Consider the following 18,901-nt stretch of genomic DNA (forward strand, 5'->3'; position numbering starts at 1 on the left):
ATGCTGCACGAAAAAGGCTCTTGAGGTGAATAAGGTGTTAGAAACACCAATTTATTCGCCACAAGAGCCTTTTTATGCTGGAGGGAACGTGTGCCGGGTACCCGCTAAGCTCCGGTATCACCGTCACGTTCGGCGCGCATCGCCTTGATTTTCTGGCGAATCTGGTAGCGCTCCTTGTAATACCGATTTTCCTTCACGAGGCGGTAGCGCGTGGGCCAGGTGAACGCCAGCAGCACACCGATTATCAGCAGGGTTATCACCACGATAGCGAGTGCCGCGTCGATCCAGAATTGCGGCGGGTATAGGCGAATGAGCGTATCACTCATGCGGAACTGCCAGTTGCCTTGCGGGAAGAAGGTCGTATGGAAGGTGGTAAAGAGCCATTCCCAGCTGGTAGCGCCTATGATACCTAGCACCACAAGCATAATAACGGTAGCCCAAGCGCCGGTGTACAGGCTGCGGCGAATAGTGCCGGGGGCGCGCTCCTTCAGCGAAATACTGCCGATTAAGGCCAGCACGCAGAATACCGCCACGGCGATGGTTGCGAAGAGCAAGACTCGTTTGACGTCGTGCATATGCTGGATTTCACTCTGGAGGAATGCCGGGGTGTTTGCCGGTCCGGTGGTGGCTTTCGCCAGGTAGTCTTCGGGGGCTAGGTTGGTCACGTAGTCCAGCCCATAGGAGCCTAACCGCATACGTTCGGCGAGGTCGAATCCGTAGCTGTCTTCGGGGAATCCGGGCCTGCGGTATTCCAGCCAGAGGAATGGTGCGGACGCGACGGCCCGAATAGCGATCATAAACGAGAGGAGCGGTACCGCTGCCGTGATGAGGGCGGCACGGAGCTTGAGCAGGCGTGGGCGTTCGGCGGCGGCTTCTTGTGCCGCATCTTCTTCCCATGCATTTGAAGTTTCGACGGTACGGGTTGTTTGCGTGCGGTATTTAGGGCGTGAACTCAGCGAGCCGGTTGAGATTTTTGTTCCCTTCTCCACGGTCACCAGGGTGGATTTTTGGGTTTTGTTATCGGCATCTTGACTGGGTTCTGAGGCGGGTGTATCCGGCGCAGCTGCCTTTTCAGCCGGAGCCGCGTCTTCGTTCTTTTTCTCGTCAAACTTCTGCACTAAAGTACTGAGCGTGGGGTGCTTCGGAGATCCCTTTGCCTCGCGGATAAGAGGAACAAACCCGGTCGAGACGCTGGTGTAAGTACGTACCCGCTGCCCTACGCTTTCCCCTTCCTGCTGCCTCGTGTCATGTGCGCCGGATGCTAGATCGCTGGGAATATCGGGGTTGTCTGCAAAATCCGGAGCTTCGGTGTACATCTGTGCCGATGCTCCCAGCAGTGATTCGGGTGTTCTTTGTGTTGCGGGGGCGGAAGCACGCGCCGCCGCTTCTTCAACGGTTTCGGTGCCGATCGCGGAGCGTAGCGCATCCCAGGCTCTCTGCCCTGAGGATGCGGTACCGCTGTGACTTTCCTGTGCCATAGGTGTCTTTTCTGAATAGAGTGGTATAGATAGGGTGTTTGTCCTATTTTCATAGGAGAAGAACCTTCCGCTGAGCGGCGGAAGGTTCCTATGAAGGTTGTGAGAGGCTGGCAGTACCTCAGGATCGTTCAGCTTTAAGCTCCACCGTGTAGACGACTCGCCATCCTTGCGGTGCGGTTAATCGTGCCGCATGGTAATCGCAAAGATCGTAAGCGTGTGGCTCGCGGTACTCGGACAGCGGGCCAATCGTCGCCGTAGAGTCAGCGTATGAGTAGCTGAGGGTCACCGTGGCTTCATGTTGACAGGTCTGCCGGGAGCAGTGTCTAACTTTCTGCATGGGTACTGTTGTGCCTTCCTAGCGCCTTAGCTTGCCTGCTTACGTAGCCGGCGACGCTCGCGTTCTGAGAGACCGCCCCATATTCCGAAGCGCTCATCATTGTCCATTGCATATTTTAGACACTCTTCACGAACGGGGCACGATTCGCAGACGCGTTTAGCGTCACGAGTAGACCCTCCTTTTTCAGGGAAAAAGGCTTCTGGGTCGGTTTGGGCACACAGCGCATCAGTTTGCCAGGCGAGCTCTCCGTCATCACCTTCAGTTCCGTACATGCCTGCAGCGGCGGCCCACATATCGAGGCCTTCGACGCAGGTAAACATGTTGCCTACCTCAACTGTGGAAGCCGCAAAGCTGCCTTCCTCAGTGGTTGCGTCAGCAACGCTCAGGAACATATTTGCTTGTTCTTCTAGGGATTGCGCGGTTTGCATAGTATGTTGGCGGGTTCCGCCTGTGCGTTCACCGGCAATACCGGTGCTCAGGCGTGAATACCCAGCACAGGTGTATGAACCCATAGTTTTTCCTTCCGTGTTCTCATTGGCTAGATGAGTCTGCGGTGATTCGTTGGTGTGCAAACGAATCTTTTTTGGCTCTGTAGATTTATAGTTTTTTGGGCATGAAAGATGTTTCCGCAAATAAACCTACATAACTATTAGAAGGGCGACACGCCCATTCGTCAAACTGGACTTATAACTTTTATCCGTGTATGTGCAGATCACCGTCAAATATTTCAATGTTTATACGGTGTTAGACCACAAAATAATTACTTCATCATGAAAGTTTTGGGCGTTATCTTCTGTATATATCTGTTCCTCCATACCCCCTCCAAAACCCCCGAGATTACGCCTCGAACGAAGCTCTATCAAACTCCTAAGCACCTAGTCAAAACAGGTTTTTTATATCCTATTCAAAACCTAATCGTGTCACTTATTACATTTTAATAACCCACCTGCAAGATATTTTATGAACTTCACACCCGTAATGCGCCCGTAATATAACTTCAACATCCTTAAGAGTATATTTGCATCGCACGCAAATTTATGACTACAAATACTTTCTTCTTCAACTGTTATGACGTCAGGAAAAATATCTCATGATGTGGTCGCGTGTACTGCCGAAAGTAATATCATGCATCGAAATTTTTGGGAGTTTACACACGGTAAAGTTATTCTATGGCTGAAAATTTACTCTCGACCGTGGCAAATGCCCGCTCATTCACGCGTATTTTCGATGCTCTCGCGCGTGTGCAGACCCCCGCCCTTATCTGGCATGCTCGCGGGGGTGAACGCATCGAGCTCTCCGGTCGCGTCTTCATGAATTGGGTAGCAAAGAGCGCAAATCTTCTGGTGAATGAGTGCGAAGTTACCGAGGAATCTGGGGTGCAGATTACGGGTCCCCTGCACTGGCGTTTTCTGGTTCTCGCCTGCGCGACTCTCTACGCTGGCGGCTACTTCGACGATGAAGAACCGCTTGTAGGCGCCTCAGATACCACCGAGCACGCTCAGAACCTCAATAACCCCGACTATCTTCTTCTCGTTGATCGCGGGCCTCTCTCGATGCGCTACCTTGGCAATTTTCACGAGGCCAAGTCAATGATTGATGCCGAAGTTATCGACTTCTGCGCGCTCGTGCGCAGCGAGGCTGACCAGTTCATCGGCTTACCAGCTTCGACCTCATCACCCGTGGGCGATAACTTAACATCGGCAGAGCTAACGGCACGAGTGCTCTCTCGGGCACATGAACATGCTGGTCACGATTACCGTCTTCCTTCAGGGGAACGAGCATTAGCGCTTCGTCTTCACCTTCCCTCAGAGTTCGACTCGGCACCCTCAGCCCTCACGATCGTGACAGAGGCGCTTGCCTGCCTCATCGCGGGTTATGCCGTATTCCTACCCGATCCGCTAGCTGACTTTACCGCTACCGAGTTAGACCCGCTCCTGCGTTCTGAGCGAGCTCTAGATCTCACCTTGGGACACTCCTAGAAAACGGCAGCGTAGTTCGCTCAGAGGGTAAAAAGACTGCGACGGAACCTCAGAAAAAGAATCCGCCGCAGTATACAAACAGTCTATTTATTTATGAACGTTTACCGGTAGAGGGCTTATCAATATCGGTAATTTCAACATTCTGTTGCGAACGCTGGGCCTGTGCCGCAGGATCTACCACGGGAACCGAGCCGGTCAACACGCCCGTCGCCTGGTTCAAAATGTACCCCAATTCTTCGTGTTCGGTAGCGTCCCCTTCATCCACCTGTTTACGGTGCTTGCCGTAAACCCAGAAACGGTAGAGGAAGTACCGCAGAATCGTTCCCAGCGCGGTGCCGATAATCGTACCGGAGATAAACGATGCTTCCGGCGAACGCAGCCCCAACACGTAGTTAGTGAAGAACACGCATCCGGCCTCAACCAAAATGCCAAGAATATTCACAAAGGCAAATTCGATGCCCTCACGTTTCCAGTTCTCGGATCGGTCTTCGCGGAAGGTCCACAGGCGGTTCATAATCCATGCAAAGATGGTAGCCACAACGCTGGCAATTACTTTTGCCTTGGTATGTGCGTTCTCGAAAGGACCAAGCATCAGCGCCCACACCACGGCAGCGTTTACCAAGAATGCGGCACCGCCAACGGTACCGAATTTAAGTACCTCTAGACCGTAGGTATTCCACAGTGATTTAAGACGATCACCCAGTGTAGAGCGAGAGTCTGAAGCCATATTCTCCATCTTTTCTGCCCATTAAGATGACCTGGGCGTCTGTGAGTTAAATTTTGATAGCATCCCTAAAATACTAGTACAGCCGATCCCGTTTTACCTTATTTTATTGAGTTTTATCATGCACTTCCCAGGTTATTTTCAAGTCTGCGGCGCGGAATACTACCGGTATTTGGGGGCATAAGAGTACACTTGAGTGATGTGACTTACCCTGTAACTGGACCTGTACTTGGTGTTATCGGAGGCGGCCAGCTGGCACGCATGATGGCGCCCGCAGCAACGAACCTTGGATTTGACCTTCATATTCTCGCTGAAAGCCCTACGGTGGGCGCCGTGGCAGCGGTGCGCAGCGCGCCCGTGGGAGATTATAAGGATTTAGAGACTTTGCGGGAGTTCGCTCGTGGCAAAGATGTTATTACCTTCGATCACGAGCATGTTCCCACCGAATTTTTGCAGGCGCTTATTGCCGAGGGGGTGAATGTGCAGCCGCATCCGGATGCGCTGCAATATGCCCAGGATAAGCTCATGATGCGCCAGGCTGTAGAAGATCTTGGACTACCGAACCCGCGCTGGGCACGCGTTGAAACTTTGGATGAGCTTCTCGCCTTTGGCGATGAGATCGGCTGGCCCGTGGTTTTGAAGACCCCGCGCGGGGGCTATGACGGCAAGGGCGTGATGGTGCTGGATTCTCTTCAGCACGCCCGTGAGCAGGCTGCTGCCTGGTTTGATGAGCTTCCTCACCGCACCGATTTTTCGGCGCTTTTGGCAGAGGAAAAGGTTCCGTTCACCCGCGAGCTTTCCGCTCTCGTGGCGCGCCGTGAGAGTGGGCAGGTTCTCCCCTGGCCTGTCGTAGAGACAATTCAGGTGAATTCGGTCTGTGATGAAGTGATTGCACCCGCGCCGAACCTCTCCCCCGCAATTGCCCAGGCGGCATCCGATGCAGCCGTTACCCTAGCCACCGAACTTGGGGTTACCGGCGTAATGGCGGCGGAACTCTTCGAGGTTCCGGGATCTTCAGCAGGCTTCTACATTAATGAACTCGCGATGCGCCCGCACAATACCGGACACTGGACCCAGGAAGGTTCGGTAACCAGTCAGTTTGAGCAGCATCTGCGTGCGGTACTCGATATGCCGTTGGGCGCAACTACTATGCGCGACGAAGTTGCCATTATGAAGAATTACCTAGGCGGCGAGAATGAAGATATTTTCGGTGTGTACCCGCTTGCGCTCAGTGCCGAGCCACGCGCCAAAATTCATTTTTACGGTAAAGAAACCCGCCCAGGACGTAAAATTGGTCATGTGAATATTACCGGTCGGGCAGCTGAGACTCGGGCGCTACGCGATGCCGCCGCGAATGTGGCATCTATTGTGCGTGACGGCCGCCCGCTCTAAGAGTTTGCCGGTATATTTCGTGTCCGTAGTGTCTTATTAGCTCACAGGAAGGATTGTTCATGAGCTCCCCGTACGATTCAGATAAGCCCGTTGTTGGCGTTGTGATGGGGTCAGATTCCGACTGGTCCATCATGGAAGAAGCCGCTACGGTTCTTGAAGAATTCGGTATCCCCTATGAAGCGGATGTCGTCTCAGCACACCGCATGCCTGAAGATATGATCGCCTACGGCCAGCAGGCTCATCAGCGCGGTATTCGCGTAATCATCGCCGGTGCCGGCGGGGCCGCGCATCTTCCCGGCATGCTCGCCTCGGTTACCGCGTTGCCCGTTATTGGTGTCCCGGTGCGTCTGAAGAATCTCGAAGGCATGGATTCCCTGCTTTCTATCGTGCAGATGCCCGCGGGGGTTCCGGTGGCGACCGTGTCTATCAACGGCGCACGCAATGCGGGACTTCTGGCGCTGCGCATCCTAGGATGCGCCACCGACAACTTCGCGCAGCAGGTGCACTCCGATCTTCTCGATTTCTCGAAGGATCTGCGCCAGAGCGCGGTAGATAAGGGAACGGCTCTGCGCGCTAAGCTCGCCGAGCATCGCGCCCAGGTTGCCGAAGAAGAAAAAGTACAGGCACCGGCGGCTCCCAAACCCGCCCCGACCGCCGACTCTACACGTGATGAAGGGGACGAACCGCAGGCTTACGTGCCCTAATGTATGGTCGTTTCTCGGTGTTATCGAGCCGTTCCGTATCTTCACGGAACGGCTCGTATTTTATCTGCTCCCAAGGTCGCCTTCGCTCAGCGTAACCTGCGGTTGAGGCTAAAATAGTTGAATGAGCAATATTCTTCAATCCGATATTTGGGCACGTTTTCAACAGTCTCTTGGTCATACCGTCATTCGCCACGAGGGCGAAGGCTGGTCCTATCTCGCTACCGTTGAGGGCGGGCGCACCGGCAAGTATCTTTACAGCCCCTACGGCCCGGTGGCACAGAGTGCGCAGGCTTTCGATGTCGCGCTCGACTCGCTGAAAGAAGAAGCAAAGGCTCACGGGTGCCTGTTTGTGCGCATCGAACCAATTGACTCCGCTATCTGGGGTTCGCAGGATGCGGCAGAGTTCCTGAAGGCACGCGGCGCTGCGTTGGCACCGCGCCAGGTTCAGCCTTCACACACGCAGATTATTGATCTTTCCGGCGACGAAGCTGCAATTTTGAAGGATATGAAGTCCAATAACCGCAATCTGCACCGTAATATCCACAAAAAAGGTGTCAGCATTGAGGTGTCTCAGAACCCCGAGGATATGAAGGTGCTCTTCACGTTCCTCTCTGAGACCGCCGACCGCAACGGGTTCAACCGTCAGCAGGACGACTATCTGATGCAGGTGGCAAAGACCCTCATGCCTGCCGATGCCGCGTCCCTCTATATTGCTCAGCTGACCGGCGAGGATGGTTCCAAGGAGCCTATCGCGGCGGCATTTGTCTACGATTCTGATGATACGCGCACCTATGCTCACGCGGCGGCCTCTTTTGCGCATCGTAAGCTCTCGGCAGGCATTCCGGTAGTGACCAATTTCATCTTGGACGCTAAAGCAAAGGGTCTGAAATATGTGGATCTTTTCGGCATTGCACCCGAAGATCAGCCTGATCACGAATGGGCGGGGTTCACCAAATTTAAGAAGTCTTTCGGCGGGCGTTCGGTTGAGTACCCCGGCACCTGGGACATTCCGGTAAACGTGCTAGGCTACCGCGCCTACGGCTACGCATACCGCGCGCGTCCCGCACTCAAGAAAGCACTGGGAATCGCTCAGGAAACCGCGAAATCTACAGTAGCTAAGGTTCGCGCACGCCTGAAGAAATAACGACACTTCGGCAGCCTAGGTTTCCAGGCAGCCCACGCTCACACGATAAGGCCTGTGCCGCGCTCTCAATGATTGAGAGCGCGGCACAGGCTTTATATCAAGACGTTACTTTGTATGCGACAGAATCTCGCGCAGGCGAGAAAGGCGATGCTCAGCCTCCACAATGCGCACGGTTCCCGAGGAGGAACGCATAACGAGCGACTGGGTGGTCACAATATTCTTGCCGTAGCGCACCCCGCGCAGCAGCTTGCCGTCGGTAATACCGGTTGCAGCGAAGAAGCAGTTATCGCTGGTGACCAGATCGTCAGTTGTGAGGATGCGGTCAAGATCGTGCCCCGCAGCGAGCGCCTTCTCACGCTCGGCATCGTCGGTGGGTGCCAGACGGCCCTGGATAACGCCTCCGGTAGCCTTGATGGCGCAGGCGGCAACGATGCCTTCGGGGGTTCCGCCGGTACCGAGCATTACGTCAACACCGGTTCCTTCACGGCAGGCCGCAATAGCTCCCGCAACATCGCCGTCAAGGATAATGCGGGTACGTGCACCGGCATTACGAATCTCTTCAATGAGCTTAGCGTGACGCGGACGATCCAGAACGCACACGGTCAGTTCGCTTACGTTCTTACCCTGTGCCTTAGCGACCAAGTGAAGGTTCTGTTTGACGGGCAGGCGAAGATCTACGAACTCTGCGGCTTCGGGCCCAGTCACCAGTTTTTCCATGTAAAACACGGCGGAGGGGTCGAACATAGAACCACCGTCTGCCACCGCGATTACGGAGAGGGCGTTGTCCATGCCCAATGCGGTCAGACGAGTTCCGTCGATGGGATCTACCGCAATATCGAGGTTGGGGCCGATACCATCGCCAACAACTTCGCCGTTGAATAGCATGGGAGCCTTATCTTTTTCGCCCTCGCCGATCACAACGGTTCCGTTGAAGTGCACGGTCGAGAGACGGTAGCGCATCGCGTCCACGGCGGCACCGTCCGCGCGGTTCTTATCGCCTGCGCCCACCCAGGGACCGGATGCGATGGCTGCGGCTTCGGTGGCGCGCACCAATTCCATAGCTAGGTTGCGGTCGGCGTGGTTATTGTTTTCAGTCATTGCTCACCTTCGAGGTCGTTGTCATGGCCGGCTGGCTGGTTCGTTCCAGCGCTTTGAACCGGCACCTCCTGTTTACTAGCATAACGCGCCCGGCGGAATGTTCGCGTGTATTGAACGGGTTTGCGTGGGCGCATGTACCGTGGTGAACATCCGCCCAGGTGGGTGTGGGAAACGGTATGTCTTAGAGCGTATGAGAGAATGTGTGAGTGGAAAACTCTCAGAATCACGCGCATACACCGGCTGAGAGCGATGGTCAGAACGCTCATGCGCCGAAGGCTCACGCAGATGCTTCTGCCGATTCATCTGTTGTGCCACAAATTACACAAAAACAGGCGAAACGCATTAATGCTCCGGCGCGCAATATGATTATTTCGATGCTGGCGATGGTGGCTATTCTCATTCCGGTGCTCTGGCTCATGCCGCAGCCGGATAAGAATCCGTACCGCCCGCAGGTGAATTTATCGCAGGTAGCGGCTGAATCTACCCAGCAGGCGGGTTTTCCGGTGGCGGTACCGCAGCTTGAGGGTTGGCACTATAACTACGCGCGGTGGACGGGTAATACTCCCGATAATATCCCGTACTTTAAGAGCGGACAGGTGACCAGTAAAAATCATTTTATTGAGTTGATCCAAGCGAAGGATACAAACCCTACCTGGGTGGCTCAACAGGTCGATAACGCCGCGAAACAGGGCACCGAGTCTATTGGCGGTGTGGAGTGGGAAGTACGTTCAGCCACCTCTAAGAAGAACAGTGAAAAAGTGTATTCCTATGTGGCGCAGGTGCCTCACGGCAACGGTGAGACGACAACCGTGATACTCACCGGCACGGCAGACCCGGCGGAGTTTGCCCAGTTGGCGGATGCGACAGTCACCTATATGAAAGCGCCGACGATGACGGCCTCCCCGGGTGCATCCAATACTTCTAATATTTCGTGATCTTCTCTAGCAAAATGTACGGTCTGTTTTCGGTAAAATAGAGGGAAGATACCTCTCACTTTAAGGAGCCTGCTCATGGGTTCTCGTCCGGTTCAACCCACCGCTGAGTACGTTTTGGAACGCCTGCAGGAGGGTAACGCACGCTTTGTACGGGGCGAGCTTTCGCATCCGCACCAGGATGTGGCACGTCGCGACGAACTCACGGGTGGGCAGTTTCCTTTCACTACGATTTTTGGGTGTGCGGATTCGCGTACACCACCGGAACATATCTTTGACCTGGGTCTTGGCGATGCTTTTGTGGTACGCACCGCGGGGCAGGTTCTTGATGACGGTGCCCTTGGTTCGCTGGAATATTCCATCACCCAGTTCAAGACGCCGGTACTGATCATTATGGGACATCAGTCTTGCGGGGCTGTTCAGGCTACCTGCTCGTCGGTGGAATCGGGGCAGCTTCCGGGCGGCTTTATTACACGAGTAGTTGAGACTATTCAGCCTACGGTGCTGGCCCAAGAACTTCCCCACGGCGAGAAGCCAAGCCAGCATGTGAACGAGATGGTACGGGCTCATACGTCTGCGACGGCTTCCCGTCTGCTTCAGGAATCGCGCATTATTGCCGATGCAGTTACTCGCGGCGAGACCATTGTGGTGGGCTGCTTCTATCATTTGGATTCTGGCGCGGTCGATATTGTCTTTGACTCGCGCGAGGTGAAGTAGTTCCCACGCGTTTTATATACGAGGAGGCGGTGACCACCGCCTCCTTCGTGTTATCTACCCGAGAAAACCAACATAACCCCAGAAGTTCCAACAGGCTTTACTTGATTTCATACGGTACCGCCACACAACCCCACAGCGTGGTGAGTATCATCATGCACGGTATTCCCCAAATGTTCCGATTTTTACACGAAGGGTATGAAAACCCGCCATTTTGAGCCCTAAACTAGAGTTATGGCTGAAAATATTGAATACCGCATTGAACATGACACCATGGGCGAAGTTCGCGTGCCCGCCAACGCACTCTACCGTGCACAGACCCAGCGCGCGGTCGATAACTTCCCGATTTCGGGGCAGACCCTCGAATCAGCCCATATTCGCGCTCTTGCCCTCGTTAAGAAGGCAGCCGCGACCGCCAATGAGGAACTTCAGGTGCTCGATGCTGAGCGCGCCCAGGCTATCCGCGAGGCGGCGGATCTGGTAGCAACCGGTGAGTACGACGAGCATTTCCCCATTGACGTCTTCCAGACCGGTTCGGGCACCTCGTCGAATATGAACACCAACGAGGTTCTGGCAACTTTGGCAACCCGTTCCCTGGAATCACGGGGCATTGAAGTTCACCCCAATGACCATGTGAACGCCTCCCAATCTTCCAACGATGTTTTCCCCACCTCCGTGCACGTTGCCGTGACCGAGGCACTGGTCAAAGAGCTGATCCCTTCCCTTGAAGTTCTCGCTGCTTCGCTGGAAAAGAAGTCCGCAGAGTTCAAGGACGTCGTCAAGTCCGGACGCACCCACCTGATGGATGCAACCCCCATTACCCTGGGCCAGGAATTCTCGGGCTACGCCGCTACCGTGCGTTACGGCATTGAGCGAGTGAACGCATCCCTGCCCCGCGTGGCTGAGGTTCCCCTGGGCGGCACCGCCGTGGGTACCGGTATCAATACCCCGGCAGGCTTTTCGGCACGCGTGATTGAGCTGCTTGCTGAAGAAACCGGCCTGCCCCTGACCGAGGCACGTAACCACTTTGAGGCGCAGGCAAACCGCGACGGTCTGGTTGAGGTTTCCGGTCAGCTGCGCACCCTCGCATACGGTCTGATGAAAATCAGCAACGATATTCGTTGGATGGGTTCAGGCCCGAACACCGGTTTAGGCGAGCTGCACATCCCCGATCTGCAGCCCGGCTCGTCCATCATGCCTGGCAAGGTAAACCCGGTGATTTGTGAGGCTACTATTCAGGTTGCGGCGCAGGTAATTGGTAATGATGCGACCATCGCGCTTTCCTCCACCAACGGAGCCTTCGAGCTGAACGTGGGCATTCCGGTGATGGCGGCTAACCTGCTCCAGTCCATCCGCCTGCTCGCCAATGTTTCTCGCGTGGCGGCAGAGAAGATGATCGACGGCCTGAGCGCCAACGTAGAGCGCTGCCGCTTCCTAGCGGAGGCATCGCCCTCGACCGTAACCCCGCTGAATAAGCTCATCGGGTACGAGGCCGCCGCGAAGATCGCCAAGTATTCCGTAGCAAACAAGGTCACTGTGCGCGATGCCGTGGTAGCTTTAGGCTACGTTGAACGCGGCGAAGTCACTGAGGCTCAGCTCGACGAAGCCCTAGACGTCACCAAGATGCTGGGCAATTTCTAGTCCGAGCATAATCGTTTTCACGCGAACAAACACTCCTAGAACATAGTTGAGGGGCCTCTACACGATGTGTAGAAACCCCTCAACGTTTGAGCTAAGGCCCGCGGTGCGGACGGATAGATAAATCTCTATCTCAGAATTTTGCTCGGTCTATTTGCCTTGTTCGTACTGATAGATAAGTTCCGCAAAATCGGCGCGAGTAACGGCACCATCGGGCTGGAACCAGCTTTCAGACCAGAAAACAAGACCCTTCTTCTTCAACCAGGTACTCTCTCGGTAGAACGGGGAATCAGCCGTCATATCGGCATATAGGGATTGTTCCGGTAGGTTCACGCCAGGTTCCCCAGCGTAACGGTACAAAAACGCAGCCATACTGGCGTGAGATGCAGCCGCCTCGGGGCGGAAATGACCGTCACTCCAACCGAAGCTGATACCACGTTCGCGTGCCCAAATAATCTCCCGGTAGTGCGGGTGTTCCGGGGTAACATCCACATAGGGAGACTCCTGCGGAAGAGTAACCTGAGGGCTTCCTGCCAGGCGGTAGAGGGTCACAACTGCCTGTTCGCGGGTTATAGCGTCGTAGGGGCGGTAATAGCCGTCCGCGCTATCGACGAGCTGTCGCTGCGAAGCCCAAAGAATCGCATCGCGGTGTGCGGTACGATCGTGCACATCTTTGAAATCCGATTCGGGTGTAGGTTTCTCACCGGGTGCGGGCTTGGGGTTTGGCGCGGGTTCGGGGCCCGGCTGGGGCTCTGCCGGTTTGGGATTTGGAACCGGTTGATCCGCAGTCGTTAACGGGAGTTTTTGGTGGGCTTCGAAGATAACATCGTCCTTCAGGTCCTTTGGATATACCCCCGTACTAAGCTCGTATACGTGCCCGGTTTTGAGGGTATTCGCGGGAATGGTGAAGGTGGTCTGGAAGGTACCGTCGGTAAAGCCATCGTAGAGGTCTTTCTCTTCCACCCGGTAGGTATAATCCACTGGATGAGTGAGAACTGCGCCCGTTGGTTTGCCAGTCTTCGGGTCTATCTCGTTAATAACGAGGTTCATACTTTGCCCCTGTATCTCGGCGTTCCCAGAACCGTAATACCCGGTACCGGTCACGGTGATCTCGGTATCGGCAGTCGGGGTCACGGCGGGAACGCTCACGTTCAGCTGCGGTGCTTTACTCTCCGAGGAAAACTCAACATCCAGGTATTCGGTCAGAGCGTTGTTTGCCAACGTTCCGTCGGGATTAATGACCTGGGTTCCGATGCGGTAGCTGCGGCGTGCATCCAGACCTGCCGGATAGGGAAGCGCAGTTTCAAAGAGGCCGCTCTGCGAGAGCTCCTCGGCAGAAACTTTCACCGATGACACGGTTCTTTCCTGAGTAACAACCTGACCTCTGGGCCAATCACCCTCAATAAGAGAAACCTGCAAGTATCCGCCTTGAGGAATAAACTTTGGGTCATAGCCGGTACCGCGCACCTTCACGGAGTCTTCCACCAACGAGTTAGGCTTACCCTCGACTTCCAGATTGGTGTTCTGGCGTGCGATCAGCACCGGTGCCTGGGTGTTGTATGCTGTGGTGGGCAAGATTTCATATCCTTGCGCCTGCTGCGTTGTCGAGGTCAGGGTACTGGTGACGACATAATCGAGTTCCGGATGGAAATCATTCAGCGGCAGCGGCTGGGTATTCAAATAGACCTCAAAGGTTCCGTCATGAATCTGCGATGCGGGAACATTCACATACCCCAGGTTATATACGCCGTATTCCGTAGTGAAATATGGGGAATTAGCTGGTGTATCTGAAGGGGTAACTTTGAGGCTGACCTGCTGATCTGCCGCCACACCGTAGAAACCGGTTCCTTTGATTTTGAGCGTCTTCCCGTAGTAGGGGTTGACTTCATCGGGGGTTTCGACCACGAGCTGCGGAGTTGCTTGAGGTTCCTGATCGGCCACAACCTGCGGGGTCACCGTAGCGGAGGATGCAGGGGTTGAAGCACCAGGATCGGTGACAGCTCCCGCTGGGGTCAGCGGAAGCACTAAAGCGCCTGCCACCACGAGGGCACAGGCGCTACGTCCGAGAGCATTTCTGGCTCTTCCGGGCGATTCGTTAGGTGAATTGTTTGTAGGGTAGATAAGAGACATTATTATTCTCCATTTGTATAGATGTGGTTGGGAGTGAGCGAGTTAAATCTCTCAACACTCATATTCACCTTATCAAACCTTTAACTCAAAATACAGGGTTTTCCCATTTAAAAATTTCTTTTGGAACATAATTTAATTCTTATCCCAGCAATGTACACGCTATAAATATTACCCCATCACACAACCTACTTCGCTGATATATCAACAATATCTACCCCATAAAGCAACATATACTTTTCATAAATACACCACATGTTCATTATCACAATATTACGCATAGGCTTATTTTTTAACGGTGTGCTACATCTGAAAAATTTATAGATATTTTCGGTGGTAACCTTCTATAATTTATAGATTTTAGATTTTTACAAGAAACCGAAATTAATGCATAAAACCCCCATTTTTATTTTTCTCAGATATGAACAACGGTAAGTACGAGAAAAATACTCAGATACAACCTTGGGAGTACACATGGTCTTCAACGCATAGCAAACAGGTATTATGCGGGCGCGCGGCTATCGGCTTAAGGGTGTATTAGAGGGAGTATTGACGGTTACCGAGAGGATTCAGGTTCATCTTTGGGAGCGTGAGATACATAGTCAAAACGGCAATGTCCGTCATAGTTCAGCGCCGCATCAATGCGGTCAAGCATCCGCTCAGAGAGCATAGAACGCTCCTGAGGATCCGTCACATCTACCCATCGCACCTGGGAAGATTCCTCGTCATTCACTCGTGCCTGCCCGGATACCCACCGGCACAAAAACGTGTGATCTAAAAACTGGCAGCGATCCCCGTTGCTAAAGCGCATCGCGGGGTCAGCCTTGACCTGAGCAAGCTCTAGAACCTCAATACGCACGCCCGCCTCCTCATAGGCTTCACGTATGCAGGTAAGCGCCGGGTTCTCGCCAGGATCGACAATACCCGTCACGGGAGTCCACCTGCCGTTATCGCTGCGTTTAACCAGCAGTACCTTGCCATCCTCATCGCGACGGATCACTGCGGTAGCGCCCGAAAGCCATAAATATTCGTGACCAATTTTCTTGCGTAAATTCACGATGTACTCGGGGGTAGGCATCAAAGATCCTTTCGTCGATCGGTGGTTTTGGCCCGAGGCCTTTAGAACGATAGGAATGAGTAGCTTGGCACCAAAACCGCCGCTATCATTCCTATCAGCATAAACGGTCCGAAGGCTATGCGGGTGCGCCGTGTAACGGACCTGCTCAGTACCAAGACCACGGCGCATAATCCGCCCACAACAAAGGTAACCAACGTCGCCCACAATAGGTTAGCCCACGAGAAGTAGCCAATGAGCCCGCCAAGCGCGAGAGCAAGTTTCACGTCCCCTCGGCCCAGCGCCCCGAAGGAGAGCATCCTCATCAGGACGTAGAAGGCCCAAAGTACAAGACCACTCCCCCATACACGCAGGATAGTTCCCCACTGACCGCTCAGAGCAGCAATAACCGGCAAAGCGGTGTGGGTGGCAAACACGAAAGGAAATACGATGCGGTTTGGTAGCCTGTGTTTTCGCAGATCCCAGCCCCATAGTTTTACCGTACACCCAGCTGCGTACAGCAGGTAAAGAATCAGCAGAATACCGGCGATCCAGCCGGATACTCCCTGTGTAAAGAGTTTCGAGAGTTCTTGAAGCATGAGTGGCTAAGATCCAAAGCGGCGGGTGCGACCCGCATAATCCCGCAGGGCACGCAAGAAATCTACCCGCGTAAAATCAGGCCAGAGAGCCTGACAGAAATAGAATTCCGAGTAGGCGCTTTGCCAGGTCAGAAAGCCCGAAAGGCGCTGCTCACCAGAGGTACGAATCAGCAAGTCAGGATCGGGCATATCGCGGGTGTACAAGCGACGCGAAATATCCTCAACGTTCAGGGTATCTGCCAGGTCTCGCATCGAGCGGCCCTGAGCCTCAGCGTCAAGAATAAGTTCACGCACCGCATCCACAATTTCTTGACGTCCGCCATAGCCAACCGCGATATTCACGCGCACCCCAGGCAAGGGCGCGGTCTCTTCTATAACCCGCTCCAGGGTGTTGCGAAGCTCGTGGGGAATAAGGGAAACATTACCAACCGCGTGCACGGGCCCCTGCTGCGCGGTATGCAGCCGCTGCAAAAATTCGTCGATAACGGCAATAAGCCCGGTAAGTTCATCGGCGGGTCGCTTGAGATTTTCGGTTGAGAGCATATACAACGTGACCTGCGGTATGCCCAAGTCGGCGCACCAGCCCAGAAAGTCAATGATGCGCTCGGCTCCTGCCGCGTGCCCCTCACGGGTGCTCAGCCCCCGCTGTGCGGCCCAACGCCGGTTGCCGTCCACCAGCACACCGATGTGTGTAGGAAGCATCTGCGGGGTTAAAGAAGTTGCCATAGAGCGTTCATAGACGCTCGGTTCCGGGGAGGTTCCCGGTTCAGAGGGAACCCCATGCACGGTAATAACGGGCAGCGCCAGAGTATCAGCGGGCGTCATGCTGATCGTCCTCGGACTCTGCATCCTGCTGGGCTTGAGCTTGCTCAGCTTCTTGAGCAGCAGCGTATTGTGCGCGGTATCGTAGACGGCGAGTGCGCCTGGTCATGTCGATGCCAAGAATAATGACAAGGAGGGATAGCGCCGCAGTTGCAAAGAAACCGCCAATACCGGGCGAACCTGCAACAGACCCATCGGGGTTGGCGGCTGGGGTGTTATCTGCTGCAAGCGCAACACCGTGAGCGGCAAATGCCACAAGGTCGGGGACTGTGGCGAGCGTATCAAGAATGAGGTGGCTCATGACTATCCTTCTGAACATTCCGGTTTCTAGCGGTAAGCCGGTCATGTGTGATTGTCTAAGTCTTCATTCTACCGCGTGACATCTTGTATATTCCCGCCTGAGGTTCATGTTTCAGCTGGGAATGCGCCAAGAGTTTAGCTATGTTCACAGTACTCAAGGCCCGCAAGCCTCTGCATCGCCAAGGGGCACCGCATGATCGCTTACGGAGGCTATAGGCTAGAAAAATATACCGTCACTCAGGGAATGCTCCGGCAGGGTTACCGGCACCCGCGAGTCGATAAGTGTATAGTCCTCCCAGGGCCAAATATGCTTCTGCTCATCGGTAGAGATCGCAAAGAAAATACCTTGCGGATCCACCTGTGAGGAGTGCGATAAAAGCGCCTGATCGCGATGGATGAAGTAGTCACTGCAGAGAATTCGCGTGGTGGTTTCGTGCCTGGTGCCGTCTTGTGCATCATTGAAGCGGTGCGCCATATGTTCGATGAAACCTTCAAAGACGCTCTCGCCCCGCTGATCGAGCAGGTACTCGTGCAGAGCGACGGTGCGTTCGGGGTTGAAGGCACGATCATAATAAAGCTTTAGGGGTTTCCAGGGCTCGCCTTCCCCCACGTATGCTTCGGGGTTACCAGCCTTTTCGTAGGCCTCGACGGCAACCTTATGGGTCATGATGTGGTCGGGATGCGGGTATCCCCCCACCTCGTCATAGCTGAGAATAATATGAGGCCTGTACTCGCGTACGAGTCTTACCAACGGTGCGGCGGCCTGTTCGAGAGGCAGTGTACCGAAGCTGCCGAAAGAAAGTGGGGGAAGAGGGTCGCCTTCGGGCAGACCGGAGTCCATGAGCCCTATCCATCGATGTTCGATGCCTAAAATCTCAGCAGCACGAGCCATTTCGGTGCGGCGTAATCCGGGCAGGTCACGGTGTGCTCTGGGAGCGTTACGAATTTCTTCGTTGAGGATGTCCCCGCGTTCACCGCCTGTCATAGTGGCAACCATATAGCGGGCGCCGCGGGAGGTATAAGCGGCAGCAGTCGCGGAACCTTTAGAGGATTCGTCGTCCGGGTGAGCGTGGACGGCTAGGATACGCAGCCCTGCGTATTCCTCATCAAGAGGTTTAAGATCCTGCACTGCGGGATGTTCAGGCAGAATTGCTTTGATTTTTTCTAGCGCGTCGCTCACGTTAATCCTTATGATGACAAAGGGCTTATACTGTGGGGTTTAAAATGGTAGAGATTAAGAGCATCTCCTAAAAGTGTAATCATACAGAAATAGCGCAAGAAAACCACCCTAAATGAAGCATTATGACGGTGTAAAGTATCGTGGTGCAGACCATCTTCTGTACCGCATCGTCCACTAGACACCACGAGAAGAAAGCTATGACAGATCCTTCACACACGCAGGCGAGCGAAACGGCAGCTACCGGTTCTCATGCCGATACCCTAGCGCAGCGCTATGGTGCCAAACCTGTTCGGCAGCGTGCCCTCTCCACGCGAATGTGGGTGCTTCTTGCTGCCTGTGTTACGGTTGTGGCGGGCGCTTTTGTGGTGTGGGTACAGATGGATTCTCAATCCCGCCCAAGTGCACGCGATACCGGGTTTACCCTCATCAGCAATGACGAGGCACAGGGGCGTTTTGAACTCTCTAAAAACCCACAAGACACCGCGGTTTGTTCGCTTAAGGCGCTTAATTCTTCCCGTGTTGCGGTGGGATGGGCCGACGTCGAAATTGGTCCTAACAGCGCAGAGCAGGGCAACACCCGAGTCACACAACACAGCGCGAACCTGCGCATACTCTCGGAGGCAACCACGGTTACCGTGGATTCCTGTCGGCTTAAATAGCCGTATCACACCCACGATTC

General features: G+C 54.4%; 19 protein-coding genes. 8 read left to right on the top strand and 11 right to left on the bottom strand.

The annotated features are described in order from the left end of the window. Positions 1 to 104: 104 nt before the first annotated feature. The 3 genes from HMPREF2554_RS02040 to HMPREF2554_RS11730 form a co-directional block, all read right to left on the bottom strand. Positions 105 to 1,478 (bottom strand): TIGR01906 family membrane protein, encoded by a 1,374-nt coding sequence (locus tag HMPREF2554_RS02040; RefSeq protein ID WP_013398600.1) that lies wholly within the window; start codon positions 1,476 to 1,478, stop codon positions 105 to 107. A 118-nt stretch (positions 1,479 to 1,596) separates the two neighbouring features. Then, positions 1,597 to 1,815 (bottom strand): DUF3499 family protein, encoded by a 219-nt coding sequence (locus tag HMPREF2554_RS11165; protein WP_080513867.1) that lies wholly within the window; start codon positions 1,813 to 1,815, stop codon positions 1,597 to 1,599. A 26-nt stretch (positions 1,816 to 1,841) separates the two neighbouring features. Continuing rightward, a complete protein-coding gene (locus HMPREF2554_RS11730; RefSeq protein ID WP_013398598.1) occupies positions 1,842 to 2,327 on the bottom strand; it encodes a WhiB family transcriptional regulator in 486 nt (161 codons plus the stop codon). A 657-nt stretch (positions 2,328 to 2,984) separates the two neighbouring features. Here HMPREF2554_RS11730 and HMPREF2554_RS02050 point away from each other — a divergent pair. Beyond that, positions 2,985 to 3,794 carry a TIGR03089 family protein gene (locus HMPREF2554_RS02050; protein ID WP_013398597.1) on the top strand — a complete coding sequence of 270 codons (810 nt, stop codon included), beginning with the start codon at positions 2,985 to 2,987 and terminating at the stop codon, positions 3,792 to 3,794. A gap of 91 nt (positions 3,795 to 3,885) precedes the next feature. Here HMPREF2554_RS02050 and HMPREF2554_RS02055 read toward each other — a convergent pair whose 3' ends face one another. Next, positions 3,886 to 4,521 carry a GtrA family protein gene (locus HMPREF2554_RS02055; RefSeq protein WP_041321997.1) on the bottom strand — a complete coding sequence of 212 codons (636 nt, stop codon included), beginning with the start codon at positions 4,519 to 4,521 and terminating at the stop codon, positions 3,886 to 3,888. A gap of 198 nt (positions 4,522 to 4,719) precedes the next feature. Here HMPREF2554_RS02055 and HMPREF2554_RS02060 point away from each other — a divergent pair, with 198 nt between their 5' ends. From HMPREF2554_RS02060 to HMPREF2554_RS02070, 3 genes are all read left to right on the top strand, one after another. Then, entirely contained in the window at positions 4,720 to 5,910 is a 1,191-nt protein-coding gene (locus tag HMPREF2554_RS02060) for a 5-(carboxyamino)imidazole ribonucleotide synthase (RefSeq protein WP_013398595.1), read from the top strand. A gap of 59 nt (positions 5,911 to 5,969) precedes the next feature. After that, positions 5,970 to 6,614: a 5-(carboxyamino)imidazole ribonucleotide mutase gene (gene purE / locus HMPREF2554_RS02065; RefSeq protein ID WP_013398594.1), complete on the top strand. Its 645-nt coding sequence runs from the start codon at positions 5,970 to 5,972 to the stop codon at positions 6,612 to 6,614. A 121-nt stretch (positions 6,615 to 6,735) separates the two neighbouring features. After that, positions 6,736 to 7,758 (top strand): lipid II:glycine glycyltransferase FemX, encoded by a 1,023-nt coding sequence (locus tag HMPREF2554_RS02070; RefSeq protein ID WP_013398593.1) that lies wholly within the window; start codon positions 6,736 to 6,738, stop codon positions 7,756 to 7,758. A gap of 105 nt (positions 7,759 to 7,863) precedes the next feature. On the opposite strand, the gene glpX is transcribed toward HMPREF2554_RS02070, so the two are convergent. Then, a complete protein-coding gene (gene glpX / locus HMPREF2554_RS02075; protein ID WP_004006091.1) occupies positions 7,864 to 8,856 on the bottom strand; it encodes a class II fructose-bisphosphatase in 993 nt (330 codons plus the stop codon). 206 nt (positions 8,857 to 9,062) lie between these two features. Here glpX and HMPREF2554_RS02080 point away from each other — a divergent pair, with 206 nt between their 5' ends. The 3 genes from HMPREF2554_RS02080 (at position 9,063) to HMPREF2554_RS02090 (ending at position 12,143) form a co-directional block, all read left to right on the top strand. Next, positions 9,063 to 9,791 carry a DUF4245 domain-containing protein gene (locus HMPREF2554_RS02080; protein WP_013398592.1) on the top strand — a complete coding sequence of 243 codons (729 nt, stop codon included), beginning with the start codon at positions 9,063 to 9,065 and terminating at the stop codon, positions 9,789 to 9,791. A 75-nt stretch (positions 9,792 to 9,866) separates the two neighbouring features. Then, a complete protein-coding gene (locus tag HMPREF2554_RS02085) occupies positions 9,867 to 10,505 on the top strand; it encodes a carbonic anhydrase (RefSeq protein WP_013398591.1) in 639 nt (212 codons plus the stop codon). A 231-nt stretch (positions 10,506 to 10,736) separates the two neighbouring features. After that, on the top strand, positions 10,737 to 12,143 hold the full coding sequence (locus HMPREF2554_RS02090; protein ID WP_013398590.1) for a class II fumarate hydratase: 1,407 nt from the start codon (positions 10,737 to 10,739) through the stop codon (positions 12,141 to 12,143). Between the two features lie 147 nt (positions 12,144 to 12,290). On the opposite strand, the gene HMPREF2554_RS02095 is transcribed toward HMPREF2554_RS02090, so the two are convergent. From HMPREF2554_RS02095 to mca, 6 genes are all read right to left on the bottom strand, one after another. After that, positions 12,291 to 14,270 (bottom strand): S-layer homology domain-containing protein, encoded by a 1,980-nt coding sequence (locus tag HMPREF2554_RS02095; protein WP_013398589.1) that lies wholly within the window; start codon positions 14,268 to 14,270, stop codon positions 12,291 to 12,293. Positions 14,271 to 14,823: 553 nt separating this feature from the next. After that, entirely contained in the window at positions 14,824 to 15,345 is a 522-nt protein-coding gene (locus tag HMPREF2554_RS02100; RefSeq protein WP_013398588.1) for an NUDIX hydrolase, read from the bottom strand. Between the two features lie 41 nt (positions 15,346 to 15,386). After that, positions 15,387 to 15,920: a prepilin peptidase gene (locus HMPREF2554_RS02105; RefSeq protein WP_013398587.1), complete on the bottom strand. Its 534-nt coding sequence runs from the start codon at positions 15,918 to 15,920 to the stop codon at positions 15,387 to 15,389. 6 nt (positions 15,921 to 15,926) lie between these two features. Continuing rightward, positions 15,927 to 16,745: a polyprenyl diphosphate synthase gene (gene uppS, locus HMPREF2554_RS02110; RefSeq protein WP_013398586.1), complete on the bottom strand. Its 819-nt coding sequence runs from the start codon at positions 16,743 to 16,745 to the stop codon at positions 15,927 to 15,929. Next, the gene (locus HMPREF2554_RS02115) at positions 16,732 to 17,043 is read right to left on the bottom strand and encodes a hypothetical protein (RefSeq protein WP_244864667.1); all 312 of its coding nucleotides are present in this window, start codon (positions 17,041 to 17,043) and stop codon (positions 16,732 to 16,734) included. Before HMPREF2554_RS02115 ends, uppS begins: the two co-directional genes overlap by 14 nt. A gap of 216 nt (positions 17,044 to 17,259) precedes the next feature. After that, entirely contained in the window at positions 17,260 to 18,222 is a 963-nt protein-coding gene (gene mca, locus HMPREF2554_RS02120; RefSeq protein WP_070553774.1) for a mycothiol conjugate amidase Mca, read from the bottom strand. Between the two features lie 197 nt (positions 18,223 to 18,419). Between mca and HMPREF2554_RS02125 the strand changes: the two genes are divergently transcribed. Then, complete coding sequence (locus tag HMPREF2554_RS02125; RefSeq protein WP_013398583.1) at positions 18,420 to 18,881, top strand: DUF4307 domain-containing protein; 462 nt, start codon at positions 18,420 to 18,422, stop codon at positions 18,879 to 18,881. Positions 18,882 to 18,901: the final 20 nt, after the last annotated feature.

This window comes from Rothia sp. HMSC071F11 (assembly GCF_001809115.1).
Taxonomy (GTDB): Bacteria; Actinomycetota; Actinomycetes; order Actinomycetales; family Micrococcaceae; genus Rothia; species Rothia dentocariosa.